23 protein-coding genes are annotated in these 23,523 nt (G+C 33.5%); 19 read left to right on the top strand and 4 right to left on the bottom strand.

Annotated elements, in window-relative coordinates:
- The first annotated feature begins 4 nt into the window (after window positions 1-4).
- The 6 genes from Q0U74_RS03205 (at window position 5) to Q0U74_RS03180 (ending at window position 5,187) form a co-directional block, all read left to right on the top strand.
- Window positions 5-1,336 (top strand): GTP pyrophosphokinase family protein, encoded by a 1,332-nt coding sequence (locus tag Q0U74_RS03205; protein WP_297392662.1) that lies wholly within the window; start codon window positions 5-7, stop codon window positions 1,334-1,336.
- A gap of 48 nt (window positions 1,337-1,384) precedes the next feature.
- Window positions 1,385-2,839 carry an aminoacyl-histidine dipeptidase gene (locus tag Q0U74_RS03200; RefSeq protein ID WP_297392661.1) on the top strand — a complete coding sequence of 485 codons (1,455 nt, stop codon included), beginning with the start codon at window positions 1,385-1,387 and terminating at the stop codon, window positions 2,837-2,839.
- A gap of 15 nt (window positions 2,840-2,854) precedes the next feature.
- On the top strand, window positions 2,855-3,190 hold the full coding sequence (locus Q0U74_RS03195) for a DUF1292 domain-containing protein (protein WP_297392660.1): 336 nt from the start codon (window positions 2,855-2,857) through the stop codon (window positions 3,188-3,190).
- Window positions 3,191-3,198: 8 nt separating this feature from the next.
- Window positions 3,199-4,107, top strand: a complete 909-nt coding sequence (locus tag Q0U74_RS03190) for a TIGR01212 family radical SAM protein (RefSeq protein ID WP_297392659.1) — start codon at window positions 3,199-3,201, stop codon at window positions 4,105-4,107.
- Window positions 4,104-4,529: a hypothetical protein gene (locus tag Q0U74_RS03185; RefSeq protein ID WP_297392658.1), complete on the top strand. Its 426-nt coding sequence runs from the start codon at window positions 4,104-4,106 to the stop codon at window positions 4,527-4,529. Before Q0U74_RS03190 ends, Q0U74_RS03185 begins: the two co-directional genes overlap by 4 nt.
- A 103-nt stretch (window positions 4,530-4,632) precedes the next feature.
- On the top strand, window positions 4,633-5,187 hold the full coding sequence (locus tag Q0U74_RS03180) for a DUF6648 family protein (protein ID WP_297392657.1): 555 nt from the start codon (window positions 4,633-4,635) through the stop codon (window positions 5,185-5,187).
- 52 nt (window positions 5,188-5,239) lie between these two features.
- Here Q0U74_RS03180 and Q0U74_RS03175 read toward each other — a convergent pair whose 3' ends face one another.
- On the bottom strand, window positions 5,240-6,832 hold the full coding sequence (locus Q0U74_RS03175; protein ID WP_297392656.1) for an alanyl-tRNS synthetase: 1,593 nt from the start codon (window positions 6,830-6,832) through the stop codon (window positions 5,240-5,242).
- 75 nt (window positions 6,833-6,907) lie between these two features.
- Here Q0U74_RS03175 and Q0U74_RS03170 point away from each other — a divergent pair, with 75 nt between their 5' ends.
- From Q0U74_RS03170 to rpsT, 3 genes are all read left to right on the top strand, one after another.
- Window positions 6,908-9,175: a DNA internalization-related competence protein ComEC/Rec2 gene (locus Q0U74_RS03170; RefSeq protein ID WP_297392655.1), complete on the top strand. Its 2,268-nt coding sequence runs from the start codon at window positions 6,908-6,910 to the stop codon at window positions 9,173-9,175.
- Complete coding sequence (gene holA, locus Q0U74_RS03165) at window positions 9,153-10,166, top strand: DNA polymerase III subunit delta (protein WP_297392654.1); 1,014 nt, start codon at window positions 9,153-9,155, stop codon at window positions 10,164-10,166. Before Q0U74_RS03170 ends, holA begins: the two co-directional genes overlap by 23 nt.
- 85 nt (window positions 10,167-10,251) lie before the next feature.
- The gene (gene rpsT, locus Q0U74_RS03160; protein ID WP_297392653.1) at window positions 10,252-10,521 is read left to right on the top strand and encodes a 30S ribosomal protein S20; all 270 of its coding nucleotides are present in this window, start codon (window positions 10,252-10,254) and stop codon (window positions 10,519-10,521) included.
- A gap of 103 nt (window positions 10,522-10,624) precedes the next feature.
- Here the strand turns inward: rpsT and hemW are convergent, their stop codons facing one another.
- The 3 genes from hemW to lepB are packed head-to-tail and all read right to left on the bottom strand — an operon-like array spanning window position 10,625 to window position 14,113.
- Entirely contained in the window at window positions 10,625-11,764 is a 1,140-nt protein-coding gene (hemW, locus tag Q0U74_RS03155; RefSeq protein WP_297392652.1) for a radical SAM family heme chaperone HemW, read from the bottom strand.
- Window positions 11,751-13,562 (bottom strand): translation elongation factor 4, encoded by a 1,812-nt coding sequence (lepA, locus tag Q0U74_RS03150; protein WP_297392651.1) that lies wholly within the window; start codon window positions 13,560-13,562, stop codon window positions 11,751-11,753. The genes hemW and lepA overlap by 14 nt, the downstream gene beginning before the upstream one ends.
- Window positions 13,563-13,588: 26 nt before the next feature.
- A complete protein-coding gene (lepB, locus tag Q0U74_RS03145; RefSeq protein ID WP_297392650.1) occupies window positions 13,589-14,113 on the bottom strand; it encodes a signal peptidase I in 525 nt (174 codons plus the stop codon).
- 438 nt (window positions 14,114-14,551) lie between these two features.
- On the opposite strand from lepB, the gene hrcA reads away from it, so the two are divergent.
- From hrcA to Q0U74_RS03095, 10 genes are all read left to right on the top strand, one after another.
- A complete protein-coding gene (gene hrcA, locus Q0U74_RS03140; RefSeq protein WP_297392649.1) occupies window positions 14,552-15,574 on the top strand; it encodes a heat-inducible transcriptional repressor HrcA in 1,023 nt (340 codons plus the stop codon).
- An 8-nt stretch (window positions 15,575-15,582) separates the two neighbouring features.
- The gene (gene grpE / locus Q0U74_RS03135; RefSeq protein ID WP_297392648.1) at window positions 15,583-16,131 is read left to right on the top strand and encodes a nucleotide exchange factor GrpE; all 549 of its coding nucleotides are present in this window, start codon (window positions 15,583-15,585) and stop codon (window positions 16,129-16,131) included.
- 25 nt (window positions 16,132-16,156) lie between these two features.
- The gene (gene dnaK / locus Q0U74_RS03130; RefSeq protein ID WP_297392647.1) at window positions 16,157-17,992 is read left to right on the top strand and encodes a molecular chaperone DnaK; all 1,836 of its coding nucleotides are present in this window, start codon (window positions 16,157-16,159) and stop codon (window positions 17,990-17,992) included.
- 158 nt (window positions 17,993-18,150) lie between these two features.
- A complete protein-coding gene (gene dnaJ, locus Q0U74_RS03125) occupies window positions 18,151-19,281 on the top strand; it encodes a molecular chaperone DnaJ (RefSeq protein WP_297392646.1) in 1,131 nt (376 codons plus the stop codon).
- A gap of 73 nt (window positions 19,282-19,354) precedes the next feature.
- On the top strand, window positions 19,355-20,257 hold the full coding sequence (gene prmA, locus Q0U74_RS03120) for a 50S ribosomal protein L11 methyltransferase (protein WP_297392645.1): 903 nt from the start codon (window positions 19,355-19,357) through the stop codon (window positions 20,255-20,257).
- Window positions 20,250-20,939, top strand: coding sequence for a 16S rRNA (uracil(1498)-N(3))-methyltransferase (locus tag Q0U74_RS03115; RefSeq protein WP_297392644.1), 690 nt, complete (start codon window positions 20,250-20,252; stop codon window positions 20,937-20,939). The genes prmA and Q0U74_RS03115 overlap by 8 nt, the downstream gene beginning before the upstream one ends.
- On the top strand, window positions 20,939-22,237 hold the full coding sequence (gene mtaB / locus Q0U74_RS03110; protein ID WP_297392643.1) for a tRNA (N(6)-L-threonylcarbamoyladenosine(37)-C(2))-methylthiotransferase MtaB: 1,299 nt from the start codon (window positions 20,939-20,941) through the stop codon (window positions 22,235-22,237). The genes Q0U74_RS03115 and mtaB overlap by 1 nt, the downstream gene beginning before the upstream one ends.
- Window positions 22,238-22,621 carry a DUF1284 domain-containing protein gene (locus tag Q0U74_RS03105; RefSeq protein WP_297392642.1) on the top strand — a complete coding sequence of 128 codons (384 nt, stop codon included), beginning with the start codon at window positions 22,238-22,240 and terminating at the stop codon, window positions 22,619-22,621. It begins immediately after the preceding gene.
- Between the two features lie 2 nt (window positions 22,622-22,623).
- Complete coding sequence (locus Q0U74_RS03100) at window positions 22,624-22,962, top strand: histidine triad nucleotide-binding protein (RefSeq protein WP_297392641.1); 339 nt, start codon at window positions 22,624-22,626, stop codon at window positions 22,960-22,962.
- Between the two features lie 214 nt (window positions 22,963-23,176).
- On the top strand, window positions 23,177-23,523 hold a 347-nt coding region (locus Q0U74_RS03095), incomplete at its 3' end, for a patatin-like phospholipase family protein (protein WP_297392640.1).

The following is a 23,523-nucleotide window of genomic DNA, read 5'->3' as shown; positions in this document are numbered from 1 at the left end:
GAACATGAAACTTGAGCTTTTTAATTACATCGACGATGTACTAGATCTTTTTGATTATCATAAAATTGAACTTGCAGGAGTTAATAAAGAGCTTAAAAAGTATTTTTCCGACTTATTTTTAGATGACGACAGACTAACAAATATTACCACGAGAATAAAGACTCAGGAATCTCTTCGTGAAAAATTAATTAGAAGAAATTTTTTCATGAGGTTTCCTGATCCTGTTCGTGGCTTTAAATATATTCAAGACCTAGTTGGTATTAGAGTAGAATGTCGTTTTATAAAAGATGAAGAAGCTCTATATAAAAAAATCATAGAGGACTTTACTATTAAAGCTGACAGAGGTTACTACAAGTCTAACAAAAATAAAAAGATTAGGCTAAAGCTAGATGACCCTCAGCCTCAACCTCTTGCAAATGGTTTCACAATGTATAAACTTGACGGCGAATACGACACTGGCTCTTTTATCTATTGTTTTGAACTGCAAATTAAATCCTTTGTAAATGTCTTTTGGGGAGAAATTGACCACAAGCTTCTCTACAAAAATTATAATTACATAATAACAGAGGGATTTTTTAGAGAAATAATGAACTCAATTAATGACAACTTGAAGATGATAGATAAGCAACTTATGATTTTATACGACCATGTAAAAAAACAAGATGCTTCAGAAATAATTTCAGCAGAAAGTCAGCTAAAGACTCTACTTTCAAAAATTCTTCACGATGTCTTTACGAGAAAGATTCACGATGAGCTTGGACTTTTTATTAATATTAAGACCATTACTGATGTTGTCGTAGACTTTCTCTTTATGAAATCTTCAAAAAATAAAGATTTAAGCTATGGAGAAAATTTTATAGATTTAATAAATAAGATAAATTCTGTTACAGGTAAGGACTTAAACATAGAAGAGTACATTGTCTGTGAAAAGGAGCCTAAATATTATGATTCCTTCTCCAAGGGTGCTACAGAAGTCTTGGCTAGAGTTATTAACAATGACTTAGACTGGAATATTTTATTTAAAATTATTAGACTAATTACACAAGAATCCTATGGAGAAATTTTTACAGAATTTATAATTTTTGTGAGATACGAGTACATGACCTCTTTGACAAAACTTTTTGAAGAGAAAAATCTTTCAAAGGAAGAGCAAGATGAGATAGAAAATACATTCTTATCTAAGGTAATTGATGAATATAAAAAAAGTCCATCCATTGATTTTCTTTTAAAGGAGTCCCTATCTAAATTTAATTCCGTCCTTTGTGAAATTGAAAAAAGTGATGCCAGAAGCTTGGAAAAAATCATTAAAATATTTGAAGATAATTATACTTTTTAAGCTATAAATATTTTTTCTACTCATGTATAATGTAAGTAGGAGGTTTAAATGAAAGATATAAATACCTTATTAGAGAACAGAATTTTTTATTATTTTGATAAATTGACAAAAATTCCAAGATGTTCCTTTGAAGAAGAAAAAATTAGAGCTTATTTAATTAGCTTTGCCAAAGAACACAGTTTGGAATATAAAACTGACAAAATAGGAAACATTGTCATTATTAAAGAAGCGACAAAAGGCTATGAAGATGTGGACAGCATAATTTTGCAAGGTCACATGGACATGGTTTGCGAAAAAACTCCTGAATGTACTATTGATTTTTCTAAGGATGCCATAAAGTATGAAATAGATGGCGACTTTATCATAGCTCGCGAGACAACTCTTGGGGCAGATAATGGCATAGCTGTTGCCATGACTCTTGCTCTTTTAGAATCAGATGACTACAAGCATCCAAAGATTGAAGCGCTTTTCACTGTCAACGAAGAAAGTGGAATGACGGGAGCAGCTAACCTTGAAAAGGGAATGGTTACTTCAAAAAGACTATTAAACATTGACTCTGAAACTGAAGGCGTTGGATGTATTTCCTGCGCTGGTGCAGAAAGAGACCTCATAAAATTACAAAAAGAATACAAAGAATTAGATAAATTTAAAAATATTTATGAAATAATTGTAAATGGACTAAAGGGTGGACACTCTGGTCAAGAAATTCAAGTTGGTCTAGGCAATGCAGTAAAAATTCTAGGCAGAAGTCTTTATAGAATTTTTGAAAAAGTTGATGGCGACCTAGTTGAAATAGAAGGCGGAGCAAAACCTAATGCCATACCAAGATATGCAAGGGCTCTTGTGGCAGTAAAGGATGAGGACATCAAAAAAATTCAAGATGTAATCGTAGAATTAAACTCTCACTTTGTCACAGAACTTGGAAAAGTTGACCCTGATGTTAGACTAAATTTTGAAAAGTCTAAGGAAAAATGCGATAAGGCCTTTACTGATGAGCTTAAAAATAAAATTCTTGGTCTAATAAATGTTCTACCTAATGGTGTAATTGTCATGAGTAAAAACATTGAGGGCTTAGTTGAAACTTCTGTAAATCTTGGAGTAATTGAAAATAAAGAAGATTCAGTAAATATAATTTCTAACATCAGGTCTTCTGTTCAGTCTTCTAAGGAATATATTGGACTTGTAAATAAAATTGCAGCAGAAAATTTTGGCGCAGATATTGAAATTATTACAAAATACCCTGCTTGGGAATACAAGGAACATTCACCACTTAGAGAAGTTGCAAAGAAGGCTTACAAGGAAGTAAGCGGCAAAGAATTTAAACTTGAAGCAATTCACGCAGGTCTTGAATGTGGAATCTTTGTGGAAACAATTGGCGATATCGATATGCTTTCAATTGGACCAAACATGAAGGGAGTTCACGCACCTGGCGAGCACCTTTCTATTTCATCAACTGAAAGAGTGTTTGATTTCTTAATAAAGATACTAGAAAATTTAAAATAAAATTTGGAGGATATTATGAGTAACGAAGAAAAAAAATTACATGAACACGACGAAAACTGTGATTGCGGTTGTGAACACGATCACGAAGAAGAAGGCTATGAAACTATTACACTTACACTTGATGATGACAGTGAAATGGTGTGCATAGTACTTGGAATCTTTGAATGTGAAGGAAATGACTACATTGCACTTCTTCCTGAAGATGAAGAAGATGGCGAAGATGTATTTATTTACAAGTACAATGAAGTTGACGATGACGAAGTAGAACTTGATGTCATTGAATCAGAAGAAGAATTTGAAAAAGTTTCAAAGACTTTTGAAGAAATTTTTGACGACGAGGAAGAAGAATAATTTTCTAAATGGTTTATAGAAAATATTCTGATTTTCTCAGGGAAAAGTTTGGCGAAAAAGTCTACAAACTGCCCGTCAAACTTGATTTAACTTGTCCCAATAGAGATGGAACTTGTGGAGTAGGCGGCTGTATTTTTTGCGGCGAAGAAGGTGGCTCTTTCGAAAATAATTTTGGAAGCGTAAGAGAGCAACTCTTAAAAAATAAAGAGCTGATAAAAAATAAATACAAGGCCAACAAATATATTGCCTACTTTCAAAATTTTACCAACACCTACATGCCCTTTGAGGACTTCAAGAGAGTAATAGAAGAGTCCCTTATAGATGGTGTAGTTGGCATAAGCATATCCACAAGACCAGACTACCTTCCAAAGAGGCATTTAGACTACTTGGAAGAGTTAAACAAAAATTATTTTGTGACAGTTGAAATTGGTCTTCAGACGCCAAATTATCACAGCCTGAAAAAATTAAATAGAGGACATGGTCTTTCTGAATTTATCGAGGCAGCCTTAGAGCTAAAGAGGAGAAATTTAAATGTATGCACTCACATTATTATTGGACTTCCTTGGGATGACGATTTAGACATTGTTGAGTGTGCGAAAATTTTAAATGTTCTTCATATCGATGAAGTTAAGATTCACGCCCTTTACATCTTAAAAGATACTGTTCTTGGAAAGATGTATGAAAGAGGAGAAATTGAAACAATTTCTTTAGATGACTACAAGGAAAAAGTTATACTCTTTTTAAGAAATCTTAAAGATGATATAATAGTGGAAAGAATAATAGGAAGAGCACCTTATGAAAATTCTCTTTTTTGCAATTGGAATACTTCCTGGTGGAAAATTAGAGACGATATTATAGGAGTTATGCATGAAAATGGATACACTCAAGGTGATCTAGTGAAAGGAGAAATACTATGATAAAGTATATTTTAGGGAGCAAAGGCTCTGGAAAGACAAGATGGTTAATCGACAACGCAAATGACGACATGAAAAAGGGCGATGGAAATATTGCTTTCGTAGAAGTTGATGACGATCACATCTTTAGTTTAGACTACAATGTAAGACTTATTAATGCAACTGAATACAGACTAAACTCTATTGAAAGTTTCTACGGATTTATCTGTGGACTTCTTGCAATGGATTATGACTTGCACAAGATTTATGTTGACGGAATTTACAAAGTATTGACACTTAATATTGAAGACTTAGAACATCTATACAACAAGGTTGCAAAAATTCCTGATGCAGACAATAAGGAAATTTACATTAATGTTGATTATCTAAAGGAAGATATGCCTGAATCTCTAAAAGATCACTGTCTAGAAGTAACTGGAAAATAAGGTGTTATAAGTGGATAGAAGAACAATGGTAAGAATTATTGCCATACTACTTGTTATTGCAATGGTAGTTCCAATAATTCTAAGTGTGATTTAATGGTGTTTTGTGGAACTTAAGAAAAAGAAGGGACTCTTTGAAGATTTTTTTGAGCATAGGTCTTTTCTCATAATGCAATACACAAATGGCGACCTCTCCAAGAGAGAATTTTTGCAAAAAAATTTCGACTATTTTCAAATGAGAAATGCCAGACCTTACATCAAGGTGGATTCCTACGAAAAGGGAATGTACAACTACCAATACTACAATGTAATGGCAAAGTACTATAGAGCACTTTCAAAAGATGTTAGGAATACAAAAAAACATTCAAAGTACTACAACTATTATTTAAATTTAACAAACAAATATTACGAACTAAAAGACAGATCTGTCTTAAATATTTTAAGAATACAAGATTTTAGAAACACTAAGGCTTATTACATTAAGTGTCAGTCAAAGGCACTTAGAAATGAACTCTATGAAATTGTCCTAGAGGACAAGAAAGAGGCTATCTTTCACTCAAAGGCGCCTTGGCTTTTAAGAATTTTAAAAGAAGAAAATATTTTTGAAAGTAAAATGAAGACATCTATAATAGATCACTATATCAATGAAAAATATTATTAAAATAAGGCTGCTAGTTTTATCTAGCAGCCAATTTTTTTGATTTTATAAAATTTTATTTTGCATCTCTTCTTATTTCAATTAAAAAGCTTTCCATAATTCTTGTAAGGTCTTCTTCTCTACACTCCAAGTCCAAGGTGTACATATTGCCTGTGCCTGTGAAGTCGAAGTGGTCCTGCAATTTTTTATAAATCTTCTTTAAGTCAAAGTTTAAATTCATGGAGCGAAGCAAGATTATTTTTGACCTCTTGCCATTTTTAAGTCCATAAATTTGGATGAAGTTGTCTTCTTTTAGGATATAATTTGATATTTCACGAAGCTCCTTTAAATTTACATCTTCAAGAACCTTGTAAATGTAATTTATGCCAGAGAATTCTGTGGAAAAACGCTTAAAGGAATCCACAGCTTGATAAAAGAGGGGTGATTTTTCTTGGGAGTCCTTAGTCTTAATTGGGCTAAGATTATTTTTACTTGTCTTATCATCTTTTATTTCAATATTTTTTTGAGGAGCTTCTATATTATTCTCACCGTCATCCTTTTTATCTTGAGTTTTTTTATTCAAGTCCTTAAAGGATTCAAGCTTATATTTTTCGTGGAAGAATTTAGAATCGTATTTTTCTTTTTTTGCCTTTTCAATAATTTTTTGTGGCTGAGAAACTTTTTCTGATTCTTTATTTTTTTCAGAATCTTTTAAATTTTTATCAGTGACAAAATCTTTTTCTAAGTCAGAAGAATTTTTTATTTCAGAATTTTTTACTTCTTCAAGGACTTTTTCAGGATCAGAAATTATTTCTTTTTCTTTAGCCTTTTCTTTTTCCTTAACTTTTTCTAACTCAGAATTTTTGGGGGCTTCATCTTTTTTATCCTCTTTAGGAAGTTTTTCTTCATGAAGATTTTTTTCTTTAACAAGGATTTTTTCTCTGTCAGGGAAATTTTTTGCTTTTAACTTTTTTACATCAGAAAATACACTTTCTATGCTGTCGCTATTTAAGTACATCTTCATATTATCCAAAAGATTTAGAGAATTTCTGGCAAGCTTATAGGCATTTTCTCCTGAAACAAGAGTTAGCCTAATGGCAGAATTTATTTTATCAACTGAAGAGATAAAGACCATTCCAATTTCTCCAGTCCTTTTTAGGGCAGGACCCTGGTAGGAAATTTCTGCCAGCCTTTCAATTTTTATGTGGCCTTCAAAATTTTCAATGGATAAATTTGAAAAGATGGCATAATTTACAAGAGACTCAATATTTTTAACAGTCATAAATTTAAAATCCTTGGCGTAAATGTCAATGTAGGATGAATTTTTTTCCACCTTATAATTTAAAATTTCTGAATTTGTATTTGTTGATAAAAAATATCTCACCAAGGCATTGCCAAGATTTTCCTGCATCATTAAAAGTCTATTTTTCCAATTTATTTCTATTTCAATTTCATTTTTATTTTCATCAATTTTAAAATAGTCTTTGTTGCCAGATAAAAATACTGGTTCTTCTCCATTTATTTTTATTTCGTCAGCTAAAAGATTTTCACTGCCAGTGAAGAAGGGTGAATTTTCTAACTTTCCATAAGTAATGCCGTCGCGATTTATTTTATCAATTATTTCTAATTTGTAATTCTTTTTGTAAGGGTTTTTGTATTTTGAATTCATAACTACCTCCTCTAATATATTATCATATTTCGTGACTTGGCGCTTTAAAAAGATATATAATAGGAGGGGGTGCCTATGTATTTATTTGCAGAAATTATTTTTGGAATTTTGCTTTCAATTTTTACAAAAGCAAGTTTATTAATTGCGGGAATTTTTCTCTTGCTATCAATTATTATTCTTGCACAAAAGAAAAATGCCAAATTAATTATTTTTCCTCTTCTTATTTTTGCAGTTTACATAAATTTTTCCCTTAGAGACTACAAGTTAAAAGATTTCACTGGAGAAGTCACTGGAAAAGTCCTTTCTTCAAGTGAAAATAAGTCTGTCCTTAAGACATCTTCCATAAATGGAAAAAAATTTGTGACAAAAATTTTATTTTACGAAAAGCTAGATAGGGGGGCATCTTATAAAATTATTGGAGAATTTGCTCCACCTCTTCCTGCTATGAATGAGGGGAATTTTGACTACGAGAAAAACCACAAGGCTCAGGGAATTTATGCCCTTGGTAATATTAAAAGCTTTCAAAAAATTTCCCAGCCAAATATTTTTTATAAATTTTCCAATGCTTTAATAGATAGGGCAAAAAATTTTTATAGAGAAAACTTAGATGAAAGAAATTCTAAACTCATGTCCTCAATTATACTTGCCGACAGAACTCTTATGGAAGAGGGTGAAAAGGATAGGTTCAATACTCTTGGCATGAGCCACATCTTGGCAGTGTCAGGTCTTCACATTGGAGTTCTCCTTATTTTTTTAGAGGGCATAATAAAAGGACTTACTAAAAATAAAAAGCTAACAGATATTCTTGTGACTGCTCTTATTTTCTTTTACATAGTGACAATTGGCAAGCCAATTTCCGCCCTAAGAGCATTTTTGTTTTACCTTCTCTACAAGGGAAATATTTATCTCAAAAAAGATTTAGATTTGAAAAAAATTTATTTCTTGAGCCTTAGCATAATTTTATTTATAAATCCCATGGCAATTTATTCAATATCACTTCTCATGTCCTATGGTGCAATTTTCGGTCTAGTCTTTGTCTATCCAGTTCTAGATAGCGAGATAGCAGGTAGTGGTCTTGTAAAAAAATCACTCCTGGGGACAAGTTCAATAATAATTTCACTTTTTCCTCTAATAAATTATTATTTTGATGGTTTTTCACTTTTGGTTTTTCTTGCAAACCTATTAATTGTGCCAATTTATTCTCTAATCATTACTCTTGGTTTTATCATGGGTCTTGGAATTTTACCTGGTATTCTTGGAAAAGTCTTAAATATTTTAATGAATGCTACTTATGGTTTGGAAAGTCTTTTTGCAGCAAAGGGAAGTATTTTTCTCACCCTAAAAGCTTTTAAGTTTGAATATATTTTTATCTACTACATTTTACTAATATTAGTTTTAGACAGGCACAATTTAAAAGAAATTATTGAGCCAAATTTAAAAATTATCGAAATTTATATGGCAGTCTTTTTTGTTTTTACATCTCTTGGAATTTTTAAAGATTTAAACACTTACAAGGAGAGCCATCTATATGTTGGTCAGGGTGACTGCACACTTATTAGTTTTAGTGGCAAAAATTATTTAATTGACACTGGTGGTGCAAGGCAGGAAAATAAAACTTCTGAAAAATTTTTATTTCCAACTTTAAAGGTCAGAGGTCTTTCAAAAATTGACGGAATTTTTATTTCCCACTTTGACGAAGACCATGTGGGAAATTTAAATAAAATCTTAAAAAAATATAGGGTGGATAATATTTTTATAAGTCACTTGCCAGAAGATCCAGAAATTTTAGAAAAGGCAGAAAAATTTTCTAATATTGTAATGCTAAAAAAAGGCGACAAGGTAAAAATTTTAGGGGACACAGTGGCAGAAGTCCTCTCCGACAGTGAAAACAGCGAGGAAGAAAATGACAATTCCATGGTTCTTCTCATAAATCACAGGGGCTTTAAGACACTTTTTACTGGCGACATTTCCGAAAATGTTGAGGGAATAATAAATAGGGACATAGACATCTTAAAGGTCGCTCATCATGGGTCAAAGACTTCCACTTCTAAGGAGTTTTTGGAAAATACTTCGCCAAAATTTGCCCTAATTTCTGCTGGCGTCAATAATTCCTATGGTCATCCACATGAAGAAGTGCTACAAAACTTGGAAAAACATGGTATCATATACTATGTTACGGCAAGAGATGGTCAAGTGGACTTTAAAATTTATGGCGACAAGCTTAGGATTGATAGGAAAAACCAGGAAGCGGACTATAAATTTTATATTTTACTTATATTTTTAAATACGACTTTACTTTATATTACGGCGAGGAAAAATTATGAACTACAAGAAAATTTATAAAGATGAGACTCACAGCGGAGCTTATTTATTTTTCGGCAAGGAAAAATATTTAATGGAAAATGCTGTTGGATATTTATTAAATAAATATGTAAAGGGAAGCGAAGCCTTTAACTATACAAAATTTAAGGGCGGTGATGTCAAGCCAGAGGACATTATTTCTGCCTGTGAGACCTATCCTGTCATGAATGACAAAAAAGTTGTATTAGTAAGAGATGTAGGCGACTTTCTTGCCCTCTATGAATTAAAGGATTCCTTTTATGAATTTTTAGACAAGTTATCGGATTTTGTAATTTTAATTTTTTGGGACACTGGGAATATAAAAAAGACAACAAAATTTTACAAATACTTCAAAAAAAATAATAGGGATATAGATTTTGGCAAGCTCAGTCCAGTAGATGCAAATAGATTTGTAAAATCTTATTTTTTGAGAAAGGGCAAGAAAATCAATGATAGAGAGGCAGCTCTCTTTGTTAAAGAAAGTGGCTACACATCAAAAAATGAAGACCTTGTCCTACTAGACCTAATAAGCGAAATGGATAAAATTGCGGCAGCTGCAAAGAGTAATCTTATAAGTGAAAGTGACATAAGAAGTTTAATTACAGAAAATATTGACACAAGTATTTTTAAGTTTACAGATGCCATGCTCCAAAGAAATAGCGAGATAGCCTTAGTTGAATTTCACAATATAGTAAAATTAGGGGAAGAGTATCCTATAATCTTTTACCATATAATTAGGCAAGTGAAAAATCTTTTGTCCTACAAAATTTTGTCTGAAAAAAATATTAGTCAGGCAGAAATGATGAATAAAATGGGATTGTCAAAGTTTGAATTTGAAAAAAAAATAAGGGTCTATGAGAGAAACTTTTCTAAAAAGTTTTTGACAGATTTTTATGAAGAATTAATAAGGGCAGATGAATTTTTTAAAACTTCATCAGTAGACGAGATAATAATTTTTGAGACTCTTATTATAAAATATTGCCAAAAGAATTAGTTAAATTTTCTATTATAAAAATTCCTTGCAATCAATGTAAATTCGTGGTAAAATAGCAAAAGCGTTAAATATTGGAGGTGAAATAATGGCAAATATTAAATCAGCTATTAAGAGAATTGATGTAGCTAGAAGAAATTCTGATCACAATAAACCTATTAGAACTGAAATGAAAAATGCAGTTAAAAACTTTAGACTCGCTCTTGATGAAAACAGACTTGACGATGCTAAGGAACTTTTAATTGTTGCAGACAGAAAATTAAAGAAAGCTGCTAATAAAAATATAATTCACAAAAAACAAGCTTCCAGAAAGCTAAGTCGACTAGCTAAGGAACTTAACAGCAAGATCGCTGGTTAAGAGAAATTTTCCCGGGAAAGTTTCTCTTTTTATTTTTCACAAATAAAAAGAAAGAGGTAGATAAATTTCTACCTCTTATTTTTTTGCTCTTGTCTTTTTTTAATTAGCGGAAAAAGTCTAGCTCTACTTGGTTTGATAGGTCCCTGCCTCTTTCTGTTAGATAAATTTTATTATCTTTTTCTTCAATTAATTCTAGCCTAATATTTTTTTCTATTTCACTTTCATAAAGCTTTAAAAAATCTTCTTCAAATCTATCCTTAAATTCACCTAAATCAATGCCAGATTTGAGCCTTAGTCCCATCATTATAAATTCATTGGTCCGGTCGGTCTTATTCAAGGTCTCAGAAAATTCTATGGGTTTTTCTTTTTTATCAAGAGTCTCGTAATAATTTTTAAAGTCAGAAAAATTTCTGTAACGCAAATTTTTTATATTTGATGAGGCAGAGAGACCGAAGGAAAGGTAATCTCTCAGCTTCCAATAAGTCAAATTGTGGCGACATTCAAAGCCTTTTTTCGAAAAGTTTGATATTTCATATTGGTGAAGACCAATTTTTTCAAGCTCCCTTACTACATAGTGATACATTTTTCTGTCCTCATCTTCATCGGGAAAATCTAGGGGACTTTTTTTATGAGCTTCATAAAGCCTTGTGCCTTCTTCTAAGATAAGTGAGTAGTAAGAAAGGTGAGGGATGTCTAATTTTTTTATCTCACCAAGAGATTTTTCTATGTCAGAAAATTTTTGTGAGGGAAGGGCAAGCATTAGGTCTAGATTTATATTTGTAAAACCAGCAGACCTTGCATTTTCCACAGCCCTAAAAATGTCTTCGGACTTGTGAATCCTTCCAATTTTTTTTAAAATTTTATCGTTAAAGGACTGGGCGCCTATGGAGATTCTATTGATGCCAGAAGAAAAATAAGTTTCAGCCTTTTCTCTTGTGAGAGAATTGGGGTTTGACTCTATTGATATTTCTGGATCTTCAGAAAATTCAAAATCACTTAAGGCTTTTAAAATTCTCTCAATAAATTTCTCGTCAACAGAAGAGGGAGTACCGCCGCCAATAAAAACTGTGTCAATAATTTTTTCACTTAAAAAATTTCTATATAAATTTATTTCTCTCTCCAAATAAGAAAAATATTTTTCCACATTTTCTCTATTTAAAAGAGAAGAGCAGAAGTCACAATAGTGACATCTACTCTCGCAAAAGGGTATATGAATATAAATTGAAATTTTATTTTTCTTCATCGTATTTTAATACAGACAAGAAGGCATCTTGTGGAATGTCAACATTACCAACAGTACGCATTCTCTTCTTTCCTTCCTTTTGTTTTTCAAGAAGTTTTCTCTTTCTCGTTATATCGCCGCCGTAACATTTTGCAAGTACATCTTTTCTAAGAGCACGAATTGTTTCTCTGGCAATAATTTTATTTCCAATGGCAGCTTGAATTGGCACTGCAAATTGGTGTCTAGGTATTACATCCTTTAGCTTTTCACAGATTTTTCTTGCACGAGTGTAGGCATTGGACTCGTGAACAATAAGTGAGAAGGCATCTACAAGTTCTTCGTTGATTAAAATATCAAGTTTAACAAGGTCGGACTCTTCGTAGCCAATTAATTCATAGTCATAGGAAGCGTAGCCGCGAGTTTTTGATTTTAAGGCATCAAAGAAGTCGTAGATAACTTCATTTAGGGGCATGTGATAAGTTATTAGGGCTCTTGTCTCTTCAAGGTACTGCATGTCCTTAAAGACGCCACGCCTATTTTGGCAAAGCTCCATAACTTGACCTACGAAATCAGTTGGCGTCATAATTTCTGCCTTTACAATTGGCTCTTCCATGTACTCAATTTCTGTTGGGTCAGGTAAGTTTGATGGGTTTTGAATGGAAATCATCTCACCATTTTTTTTCATTACATTGTAAATAACAGAAGGAGCAGTTGTGACAATATTTAAGTCAAATTCTCTTTCTAGTCTTTCTTGGATTATTTCCATGTGAAGAAGACCCAAGAAGCCACACCTAAAGCCGAAGCCAAGGGCAACAGAAGTTTCTGCCTCAAAGTCAAGGGCAGCATCATTTACCTGTAACTTTTCTAGGGCTTCACGAACACTGTTGTACTCTTCGCCTTCGCCAGGGTAGACACCGCAAAATACCATAGGTAGAACTTTTTTGTAGCCAGGCATTGGTTCACTTGTTCTATTATTTTTGTGAGTAATAGTGTCCCCCACTCTTGCGTCCTTTACATTTTTAATGGAAGCAGTTATGTAACCAACTTCGCCTGCACTTAAAGAATCAAGATTTATGTGACCATTGGCTATTACTCCAACTTCAACAACTTCAAAGGATTTTCCAGTTGCCATCATGAGGATTTCATCGCCAGGTTTTACTTGTCCGTCAATAATTCTCACATGACAAATTACTCCTCTGTAGGAGTCGTAAATTGAGTCAAAGATAAGAGCCTTAAGTGGAGCCTTGTTATCGCCACTTGGTGCAGGAATTTTATCAACAATTGCGTGAAGGACGTCATCAATGCCAATGCCTTCCTTGGCAGAAATAAGTGGAATGCCTTCAGTGTCAATGCCAATAATATCTTCAATCTCTTCCTTTATCTCGTCAGGTCTTGCACTTGGAAGATCTATTTTATTTATTACAGGCACAAGTTCAAGGTCTTGGTCAACGGCAAGATAGACATTGGCAAGAGTTTGCGCCTCAACACCTTGGGCTGCATCTACAACTACAATGGCGCCTTCGCAAGCTGCAAGGGAACGAGATACTTCGTAGTTGAAGTCAACATGACCTGGAGTGTCGATTAAGTTTAAAATGTATTCCTTGCCGTCTCTGTCGTCCTTGTAGATAAGTCTAATTGCCTTTAATTTAATTGTAATTCCTCTCTCGCGTTCAAGATCCATGGAGTCTAAAACTTGCTCATCCATTTCTCTTTTTGTGAGCATGCCCGTTGACTCAATGAGCCTGTCGGCAAGAGTGGATTTGCCGTGGTCAATATGTGCTATTATTGAAAAATTTCTTATATTATTTTGATTTCTCAAATTTTTACCTCCGTTCTAGGGGATTTTTATTTTATAAAAGTTTCAATTTTTCCTCTATCCTTAAGAGGTAAAATTCTGTAAACTGCTGCTGATTTTATTCTCTTCTTTTCAATTGGTCCAAAGTATCTGGAGTCCACACTCATGCCAGGGAGTCTGTTGTCACCCATGACAAAATATTCATCATCCTTTAAAACAAATTTTTCTTCATCAGACTCTGTATAATCACTTGAAGTATAAGCTTCTTCTAAAACTTTTCCATTTAAATAAACTTTTCCATCTATAAATTCTATGGTGTCGCCAGGCTTTCCAATAAGTCTTTTGATGTAGTTTCTCTTGTCATTTGGTGCATCAATTACGACAATTTCGCCGCGAGGTATGTCAGTGAATCTCTTATAGGAAAGACAGATCAACTTGTCCCTTTCATTTAAGGTTGGGTGCATTGACTCTCCATTTACGACAGCTATATTAAAAATAAAATTTCTCACAAAAAGTGCAATTAAAACTGCAGCTACAATTGTGATAATAAAAGATGTAGTTTCACTTTTTTTCAATTAAATCATCTCCAATTACTAATTTTAACATAAATAGCTTGAAGATTGGAATAATTTTAATTTGTCACAGATCTTAAAGATTTTTTAATAGAAATTTTTTAACTTAAAAGGATAGATAGAGTGCAAATAAATTTTTTTGTCTATAGAATCTCTGTTGAAGTCTGAAAAATTTTAAAACAAAATTTAAGACAAAAATTATTTTTATTTTGTAGATGGAAATACTATATGAATATTTATTTAAAATAAGAAAAAAATAAATATTAAGTGAGGCCTAATTGAACTAGATTAGAAGTAAAAAAATAATAAAATAAAAAATTTTAGAAAATATTGAAATTTTCAAAAAATTTTTTTAAATATCCTTGACAAAGCTATGAGAAGAGGGTACTATATAAATAGATTAGCACTCGACATTAATGAGTGCTAACAAAGGAGGAAATTATGGATACTAGAAAAATAAATATTTTAAATGCCATAATTGAGGCATACATTGATATGCCCACTCCCGTCGGGTCACGAACTCTCTCCAAAGATTACGACCTTGGAGTTAGTTCAGCGACAATAAGAAATGAAATGGCAGATCTTGAAGACCTTGGTTTTTTAAATAAGCCTCATCAATCAGCGGGAAGGATTCCTTCTGACAAGGCTTATAGGTTCTATGTTGATGAATTTTTTAAAAGTTTTAGTGACTTTCACGACATGGATGCTTCAGAAAAAATCAAGGACAGACTTTTATACACTTCAAGAAATATTGAAGACTTTTATAAAAATGCTGTAAACTTACTTGCCAGCGTCAGCAACTGTACGGCATATCTTATTACACCGCAAAAGGCTGACACAAAGATAAAAAGACTAACTCTAGTAAAGATCGACGAAAAAACAGCTCTCTTAGTTCTAATAGGGGACAAGGGAGTTATTGAGAGATATTTTTTAGAAATAGAAAATATTCCTGACGAAGATTTTTATTATATAGAGAAGGTTTTAAATGAAAAGATGTCGGGAATTGATTTTGACAAAATTGAGTCACTAAAAATTTCTCTTTCCGATGACATGATTAGGCATGGGAATTTTATTTCCAATGTTGTAAAAATTGCAAGCAAGTTTAATAAAAAGGTCTCATCCATTGAAATTTATTATGACGGCCTCACTAATATTTTAAATTTTGACGAATATAGGGATCTTGACAAGGCTAAAGATTTTATGAGTTTAGTTGAGGACAGAGACAGTTTATTTCAAATCTTAAATAATGATAACTTCACAGGAGATGTTGAAGTGATTATTGGTTCAGAAAACAGTGCAAGTCTAATGAAAGAAAACACAATCATTCGGGCACCCTTTGCCAAGGACTTTGGTATCTATGGCAGCATTGGACTAATTGGACCAGTTAGAATTGATTACACGAGATTGGTTAAGGTCGTTAAAACTTTTAGCGACGCTTTGACGAGAGGATTAAAAGAAATGTGAGGGAGTACATGACAAATGATGATATAAAAAAAGAAAATTTAGATGAAAATAAAGATTTAGAAAATGAAAATATAGAAGATGTAGTTAAAGAAGAAGTTCAAGATGAAAGTCAAGAAGTTACTAGTGACTCATCTGATGATGAAAAGTACCAAGATTTAATGGACAAGTTCATGAGACTTCAAGCAGACTTTGCTAACTACAAGAGAAGAACTGAAGCTCAAAAGACTGAATATGTTGAGCTTGGAGTTAAAAAAATAGTAAATGACTTACTTCCCGTTCTTGACAATTTTGAGAGAGCCCTAGATTCTATTGGAGAAAAGGACTCAACTTATGACGGGATATTGATGATAAAAAATCAACTTACTGATGTCCTTAAAAAGGAAGGTATAGTTGAGATGAAGGCACTAGGTGAAGAGTTCGACCCAACTTATCACCACGCAGTATTAACTGAAGATTCTGACGAATACGACAGTGGCTATGTAATTGAAGTTTTACAAAAGGGTTATTTAATTAATGATAAAACGTTAAGACCTGCAATGGTCAAAGTTTCACAATAAGTGAATTATTTAGGAGGTAATTTATATGGGAAAAATAATTGGTATTGATTTAGGAACAACTAACTCTGCAGTAGCAGTAATGGAAGGCGGAGACGCTGTAATAATTCCAAACATCGAAGGTAATAGAACTACACCTTCAGTTGTAGCTTTTACAAAGGATGGAGAAAGATTAGTAGGAGAAACTGCTAAGAGACAAGCTATCACAAATCCTGATAGAACTGTTTCATCTATTAAGAGACACATGGGTTCTGACTTTAATGTAAAAATAGATTCAAAGACTTATACACCACAAGATATTTCAGCTATGATTTTACAAAAATTAAAATCTGATGCAGAATCTTATCTTGGCGAAAAAATTACTGAAGCAGTAATAACTGTTCCAGCATATTTTACAGATGCTCAAAGACAAGCAACTAAGGACGCAGGAAGAATAGCAGGACTTGATGTAAAGAGAATCGTAAACGAACCAACTGCAGCAGCTCTTGCTTATGGAGAAGACAAGGACAAGGATGCACAGACAGTTATGGTTTACGACCTTGGCGGTGGTACTTTCGACGTATCAATCCTTGAACTATCTGATGGAGTATTTGAAGTACACGCAACTCGTGGTAACAACAAACTTGGTGGAGATGACTTTGACAACAGAGTTATCGATTATATTGCTGAAGAATTTAAGAAGGAAAATGGAATTGATTTAAAGGCTGACAAGATGAGTCTTCAAAGACTTAAGGAAGCTGCTGAAAAAGCTAAGAAGGAACTTTCTTCTACAATGTCAACTAATATCAACCTTCCATTTATCACAGCATCACAAGCTGGTCCACTTCACTTAAATATGGATTTAACTCGTGCTAAATTTGATGAACTTACAGCAGACCTTGTAAAGATGACTGAAGGACCTGTTAAGGATGCACTTTCTGATGCAGGACTTTCTGCAAATGACATTGACAAAGTTCTTTTAGTTGGTGGTTCAACAAGAATTCCAGCAGTTCAAGAATGTATTAAAAAATTAACTGGCAAACAACCTCAAAAGGACATCAACCCAGATGAATGTGTTGCCCTTGGTGCAGCTATTCAAGGTGGAGTTCTTTCAGGTGATGTAAAAGACTTGTTACTACTTGATGTAACACCACTTTCTCTAGGAATTGAAACAATGGGTAACATCACAACAAGACTTATTGAAAGAAATACAACTATTCCAACTAAGAAGTCACAAGTATTTACAACTGCAGCTGATAACCAAACTTCTGTAGAAATTCACGTACTTCAAGGTGAAAGACAAATGGCTAAGGACAATGTAACTCTTGGCAGATTCACACTTGATGGAATTGCTCCAGCAAGAAGAGGAGTGCCACAAATTGAAGTAACATTTGACATTGATGCTAATGGTATTGTAAATGTAAGTGCAAAAGATTTAGGCACAGGCAAGGAACAACACATCACAATTACATCTTCTACTAACTTAAATGAAGAAGAAATTGAAAAGAAAGTTAAAGAAGCTGAAATGTATGCACAAGAAGATGCTAAGAAGAAAGATTTAATTGAAGCAAAGAACAATGCTGACTCAATTATTTATCAATCTGAAAACACATTAAAAGATGTGGAAGGAAAAATTTCTGATGCAGACAAGACTAAGATTGAAGATGCAATTAAGGCTCTAAAGGATGTAAAAGATGGCGAAGACCTTGAAGCTATTAAGTCTAAGACTGAAGAATTGACTCAAGCTTTCTACGCAATTTCTGAAGAAATTTATAAACAACAAGGAGCACAAGCTGGATCTGGTCAAGCAGGCGCTAATGATGCTAAACAAGATGACGATGTAGTTGACGCTGATTATGAAGTTGTTGATGATGACGAAGAATAATAATTAAATAAAATTGTTGCAGTTTCGGCTGCAACTTTTTTTATGCTTAAAATTATTTTGATTTTCTTGAAAAAATTTTGAGAGAAAATTTGAAATTACAAAATAAGCTTTATTTTTCCAAGACTTTATATTAGAATATAAAACTATTGAGGTGGAAGATGAGAAATTTTTATGAAATTCTTGAAGTTGAAAAAAATGTAACCAAAGAAGAATTAAAGAGATCTTATAAAAAGCTTGCGAAAAAGTATCATCCTGACTTAAATCCAGGAGACGAAGTGGCAGAGGCAAAGTTTAAGGAAATTTCCTATGCCTATGAAGTCTTATCAGACGATGAAAAGAGACAAGTCTACGATGTCTATGGCGAAGAAGGTCTTAAGGGCAACATGGGCGGTTCTGCTGGCAGCGGCTTTGGAGGCTTTTCTGATATTTTTGATGACATCTTTGATATTTTTGGCGGCTCAAGATCAAATAGATACGAATATGCAAATAGAAAGGACATGCCAAAGAAGGGACCTGACACTAGAGTTGATGTAACTCTTGATTTCTTTGAAGCAATTTTTGGTGTGGAGAAAGAAATTTCTGTAAAGGTCAAGGAAGAGTGTAGCCATTGTCACGGCAGCAAAATGGAGCCTGGAACAGAAAAACATGAATGCGACAAGTGCCATGGATCTGGTCAAGTGACAACAGAGCAAAACACACCTTTTGGGAGGTTTGTCAGAACTTCTTCTTGTGACAAGTGTCACGGTAGTGGCGAAGTAATTGATGAGCCCTGCAAAAAATGTGGTGGCAGAGGAGCTGTCCTAAAGAGCAAAAAATTAAAAGTAAATATTCCTAAAGGCGTGGACACTGGAAATATTATTTCACTAAAGGGTCAAGGATCTGTTGGTGAAAATGGTGGAGAAAATGGAGACATATTTGTCTATATTAGAGTTAGGTCTGATGCAGTCTTTAAAAGAGAGGGCAATGATATCTATCTAAATATTCCAATTTCCTATCCCGATGCAGTTCTTGGCGCAAAGATAAAAGTGCCAACCCTAAAAAAACTTGTGGACTACGATATACCTAAGGGCACCACTGGCGGTACAGTCTTTAGACTAAAGGGAGAAGGAGTTCCCTATGTAAATCGTGAAAATCAAAGGGGAGATCTCTTCTTTAAAGTCGACATAATTATTCCTAAAAAAGTTTCTGATGACCAAAGAAAACTTTTGGAAGAATTGAGAGAGACTGAGCCAGAAGTTGAAGAAAATAAAAAATCATTTTTAGACAAGTTAAAAGATTTATTTGATTAATGCGGATCACTGATTCGCATTTTTTAAATTGTATAAAGATTTGTGGTAATATATAATGAAGTCAGGTGATTAGATGAAATACATTGAAATGACAATAAATACTTCAAAGGACAAAAAAGATTTAATTGAGGGAATTCTTTTTGACTATGGAATTTATACAACAGAAGAAGTTTCCAGCCACTTAGTGGAGGAACTGGACCAAGACGAAAAGGACTGGGACTTTATAGATTATCCTCTTTTAAATTCTGATAAAGAAATTTTTGAAATAAAAGTTTATCCAGAAAATACAGATGATGCAAAAAAAATAAAGGCTGAACTTGAAGAAAAATCCTTGGGTCAGGCAAGCATTGAAGAAAAGGACGACGAGGACTGGGCTAACAATTGGAAAAAATATTACAAGCCCCTTGAAATTGGAGATAGTCTTGCCATTGTTCCTGAATGGGAAGAATATGAGAGCAATAGAAAAATTATAAAAATAAATCCAGGTATGGCTTTTGGAACTGGAACTCACGAGTCAACTTACATGTGCCTTGAACTTTTAGAAAAATATGTAAATGAAGGCGACGAAATTTTTGACATTGGCTGCGGCTCAGGTATACTTGCCATTGCTGCCTTAAAGCTTGGTGCAAAGAGGGCTCTTGCCATTGACATCGACGACAAGTGCATTGACGCATCTCATGAAAATGCAAAATTAAATGATGTAGAAGACAAGATGGAAATCAAAAAGGGAAATCTCTTAGATGTAGTAAAGGGAAGGGCAGATCTAATTGTTTCCAACATCATTGCAGAAATAATCGTTGATGAAATAAAAAATCTAAAAAATCACATGGATCCTGGCGGAATTTTTATCACTTCAGGAATTATTAAAGAGAGAAGAGAAATGGTAATGGATGCCTTAGTGGAAAATAATTTTGAAATAATTGACGAAATAGAAAAAAATAATTGGCTAGCAATAGTGGGAAAATTAAATGTATAGATTTTTTGAAGACAGAGAATTTAAGGGAAATACAAATTTAAAGGAAGAGACAATCCATCACTTAAAAAATGTAATTAGGATAGAAGATGGAGAAGTCTTTCAAGTTGTCTTTTATGATGGGATTTTTTCCTTTGCTTTTTATGACGACAAGCTTAAAAAAATGGGAGAGGTAGATGAATCTAACGAATCAAGGGTTAGGCTATCCCTATTTTTTGGAGTCCTAAAAAATAATAAGTCAGAAGATGTCTTAAGGCACGCCACAGAAATTGGTGTCAGCGACTTTTACCCAGTTTTAATGGATAGGACGATTTCTGACATTTCAAAGAAAAAGGACAAGAAGAAGGAAAGATACCAAAAAATTGTTGAGTCTGCTGCAAAACAGTCTAAGAGGGACGTAATCCCCATGGTTCACGACATAATTAAGACCGATGACATTTTAAAATTTAAGGGCGACCTGGTCCTCTGCTATGAAGATGAAGACAAGACTCAGCTTGGAGAAATTATTCATGAGCTTGGCGATAATATTGGTCTTATAATTGGACCTGAAGGCGGCATATCAGAAAGGGAACTTGAAATTTTAAAGGATGCAAAAAAAGTTGGCCTCGGCAAAAGAATATTAAGAGCCGAGACTGCAGCAATCACTGCGTCTTTTTATATAATACATGGAAAGGAGTGTGAGTAATGGAAAAAACTTTTTCAATTTTAACTCTTGGCTGCAAGGTCAACCAATACGAATCAGAAGCCATGAGCGAAATTTTTGAAAAGAGAGGCTATAGAGAAGTTGGAAATGATGAATTTAGCGATGTTTATATAGTAAATACTTGCACAGTTACAAATTTATCAGATAGAAAATCAAGACAGTTTATTAGAAAATCAAAAAAGAAAAACCCAGATTCTGTGGTGGCAGTTGTAGGTTGTTACTCACAAGTGAGTCCCGATGAAGTTAAAAAAATTGAGGGTGTGGATGTTGTAATTGGAACCACTGAGAGAAATAAAATCGTGGACTTAATTGAAGAGTCAAAAGAGTCTCACGAAAAAATAAATATTGTTAAGGACTTAAAAAATGTTCGTGAGTTTGCCAACACCACAAATTTTGACAGCAATAACAGAACTCGTGCCTATATGAAGGTTCAAGATGGCTGCAACAGATTTTGTACCTACTGCATAATTCCCTTTGCCAGGGGACCAATTAGGTCAAGGACCATTGAAGATTCAGTGAGAGAGGCAAGAACTCTTGCAGATCGTGGCTTTAAAGAAATAGTTTTGACGGGCATTCACATAGGGTCTTTTGGCATGGACATGGGCGACATGAGACTAATTGATCTCATAGAAAGTATTGCAGAAGTTGATGGCATTGAGAGGATAAGACTTTCTTCCGTTGAGCCAATAATTATTACAGATGATTTTATGGAGAGAGCAGTGAAAACTGGAAAGCTCTGCGACCACTTCCACCTGTCCCTACAATCTGGATCCAATAACATTTTAAAGGCAATGAATAGAAGATACACTCGTGAAGAATACATTGAAAAGGCAAATATTATAAGAAAGTATATGCCTCATGCAGGCCTTACAACGGACATTATAGTTGGATTTCCTGGCGAAAGTGAGGAAGACTTTCATGATTCAATGAGCATTGTAAGAGAAGTTGGCTTTTCAAGGATTCATGTCTTTAAGTATTCCAAGAGAAAGAATACTAAGGCTGCTGTCATGAAAAATCAAATTGACGGCAAGGTTAAAAAGGAAAGGTCAGAAAAATTAATTGCCCTTGGAGAAGAATACCAAGAAATTTTTGAAAGAGAAAATATGAAGACCCCTCAGTCCGTTTTATTTGAAGAAGAACATGAGGGCGAGTATTACGGCTACACTACAAACTACATTAGAGTTAAGGCAAAAAGTGAGATTGACCTTAAAAATAAAATTAAGAGTGTAAAAATTTTAGATACAGGCGAAATTGCCAACTGCGAAATTATTGGTGATTAAATGTTAAAGATAAGAGCACATCATCTCTTGTGCACAGAAAATTTTGTGGGCGAGGGATATAACGATGACTTTTCAAAAAATATGACTGAAGTTATAAAAAAACTTAGAGAAAATCCAGAGGTAAGGCTTCTAAAAGATTTGGATGATATTTGCAGATACTGCCCAGAAAATCTTGGAGAAGTTTGTGAGAGTGAGGAGAAAGTAAAATCCTACGACGAAAAAGTTTTAAAGCTTTTAAATTTAAGGGATGATGAAAAATATTTTTGGGAGGATCTTAGGGCTTTAAGCTGTGATATAATATTTAGTAAAGATAGGCGAGATGAAATTTGCAGAGCTTGTCAGTGGAATGAGCTTTGCAAAGAAGTTGAAGCAAAAAGGAGGTAAGAATGGACTGTTTATTTTGTAAAATAATTAGTGGAGAAATCCCTTCAGACAAAATTTATGAAGACGAACTTGTCTATGCCTTTAAGGATATAGACCCACAAGCGCCAGTACATTTTTTAATTGTGCCAAAGGAACATATTGCATCAGCAGATGACCTTGATGATAGCCACAAGGATTTAATTGGCCATGTATTTTTAGTTGCCAAAAAACTTTGTGCTGAGGCAGGACTTACTAAGGGCTACAGAATTGTAAATAATTGCAAAGAAGATGGAGGTCAAAGCGTTGATCACCTTCACTTCCATGTACTTGGCGGAAGAAGCCTAAATTGGCCACCAGGTTGATTTAATTAGAATTTTAATGCTACGAGTTTTTTGTAGCATTTTTTTTCGAATTTTTTGGAAAAATATTTATCTTTTATTTTAAAAGTTTGTAAGGAAATTAAATGAAAGGTAAACACTTTGACACTTTTGTCCATAGGAAATTTTAAAAATTTTTTATATACTATAATTAAGGTGGATAATAATAGGTTTTATATATAGAGAAGGAAGATGACTTATGAAATTAGGATTTGTAGATGTTGGCGGTGGCACTCGTGGCATTTATGGTGCAGGAGTTTTTGATTACTTGATGGAAGAAAATATTAGTGGCGACTACTTTATTGGAGTCTCTGCTGGAGCTGCTAATGGTGCTTCTTTTTTGGCAAAGCAGCCAAGGAGAAATTTTGTCTTCTACAACAAATATGCCTTTAGAAGTGAATACATGAGCTTTAAAAATTATTTAAGGACTGGCTCTTACATTGACCTTGATTATATTTATTCTGATTTAAGCTCTTCCAGGGGCGAGTATCCCCTTGACTATAAGGCGCTGAAAAATAATCCCATGGAATTTGAAATTGTTGCTAC

This window comes from uncultured Peptoniphilus sp., from assembly GCF_946998875.1.
In the GTDB taxonomy this organism is placed as follows: Bacteria; Bacillota; Clostridia; order Tissierellales; family Peptoniphilaceae; genus Peptoniphilus_A.
This window is presented reverse-complemented; position numbering and strand designations above follow the sequence as displayed.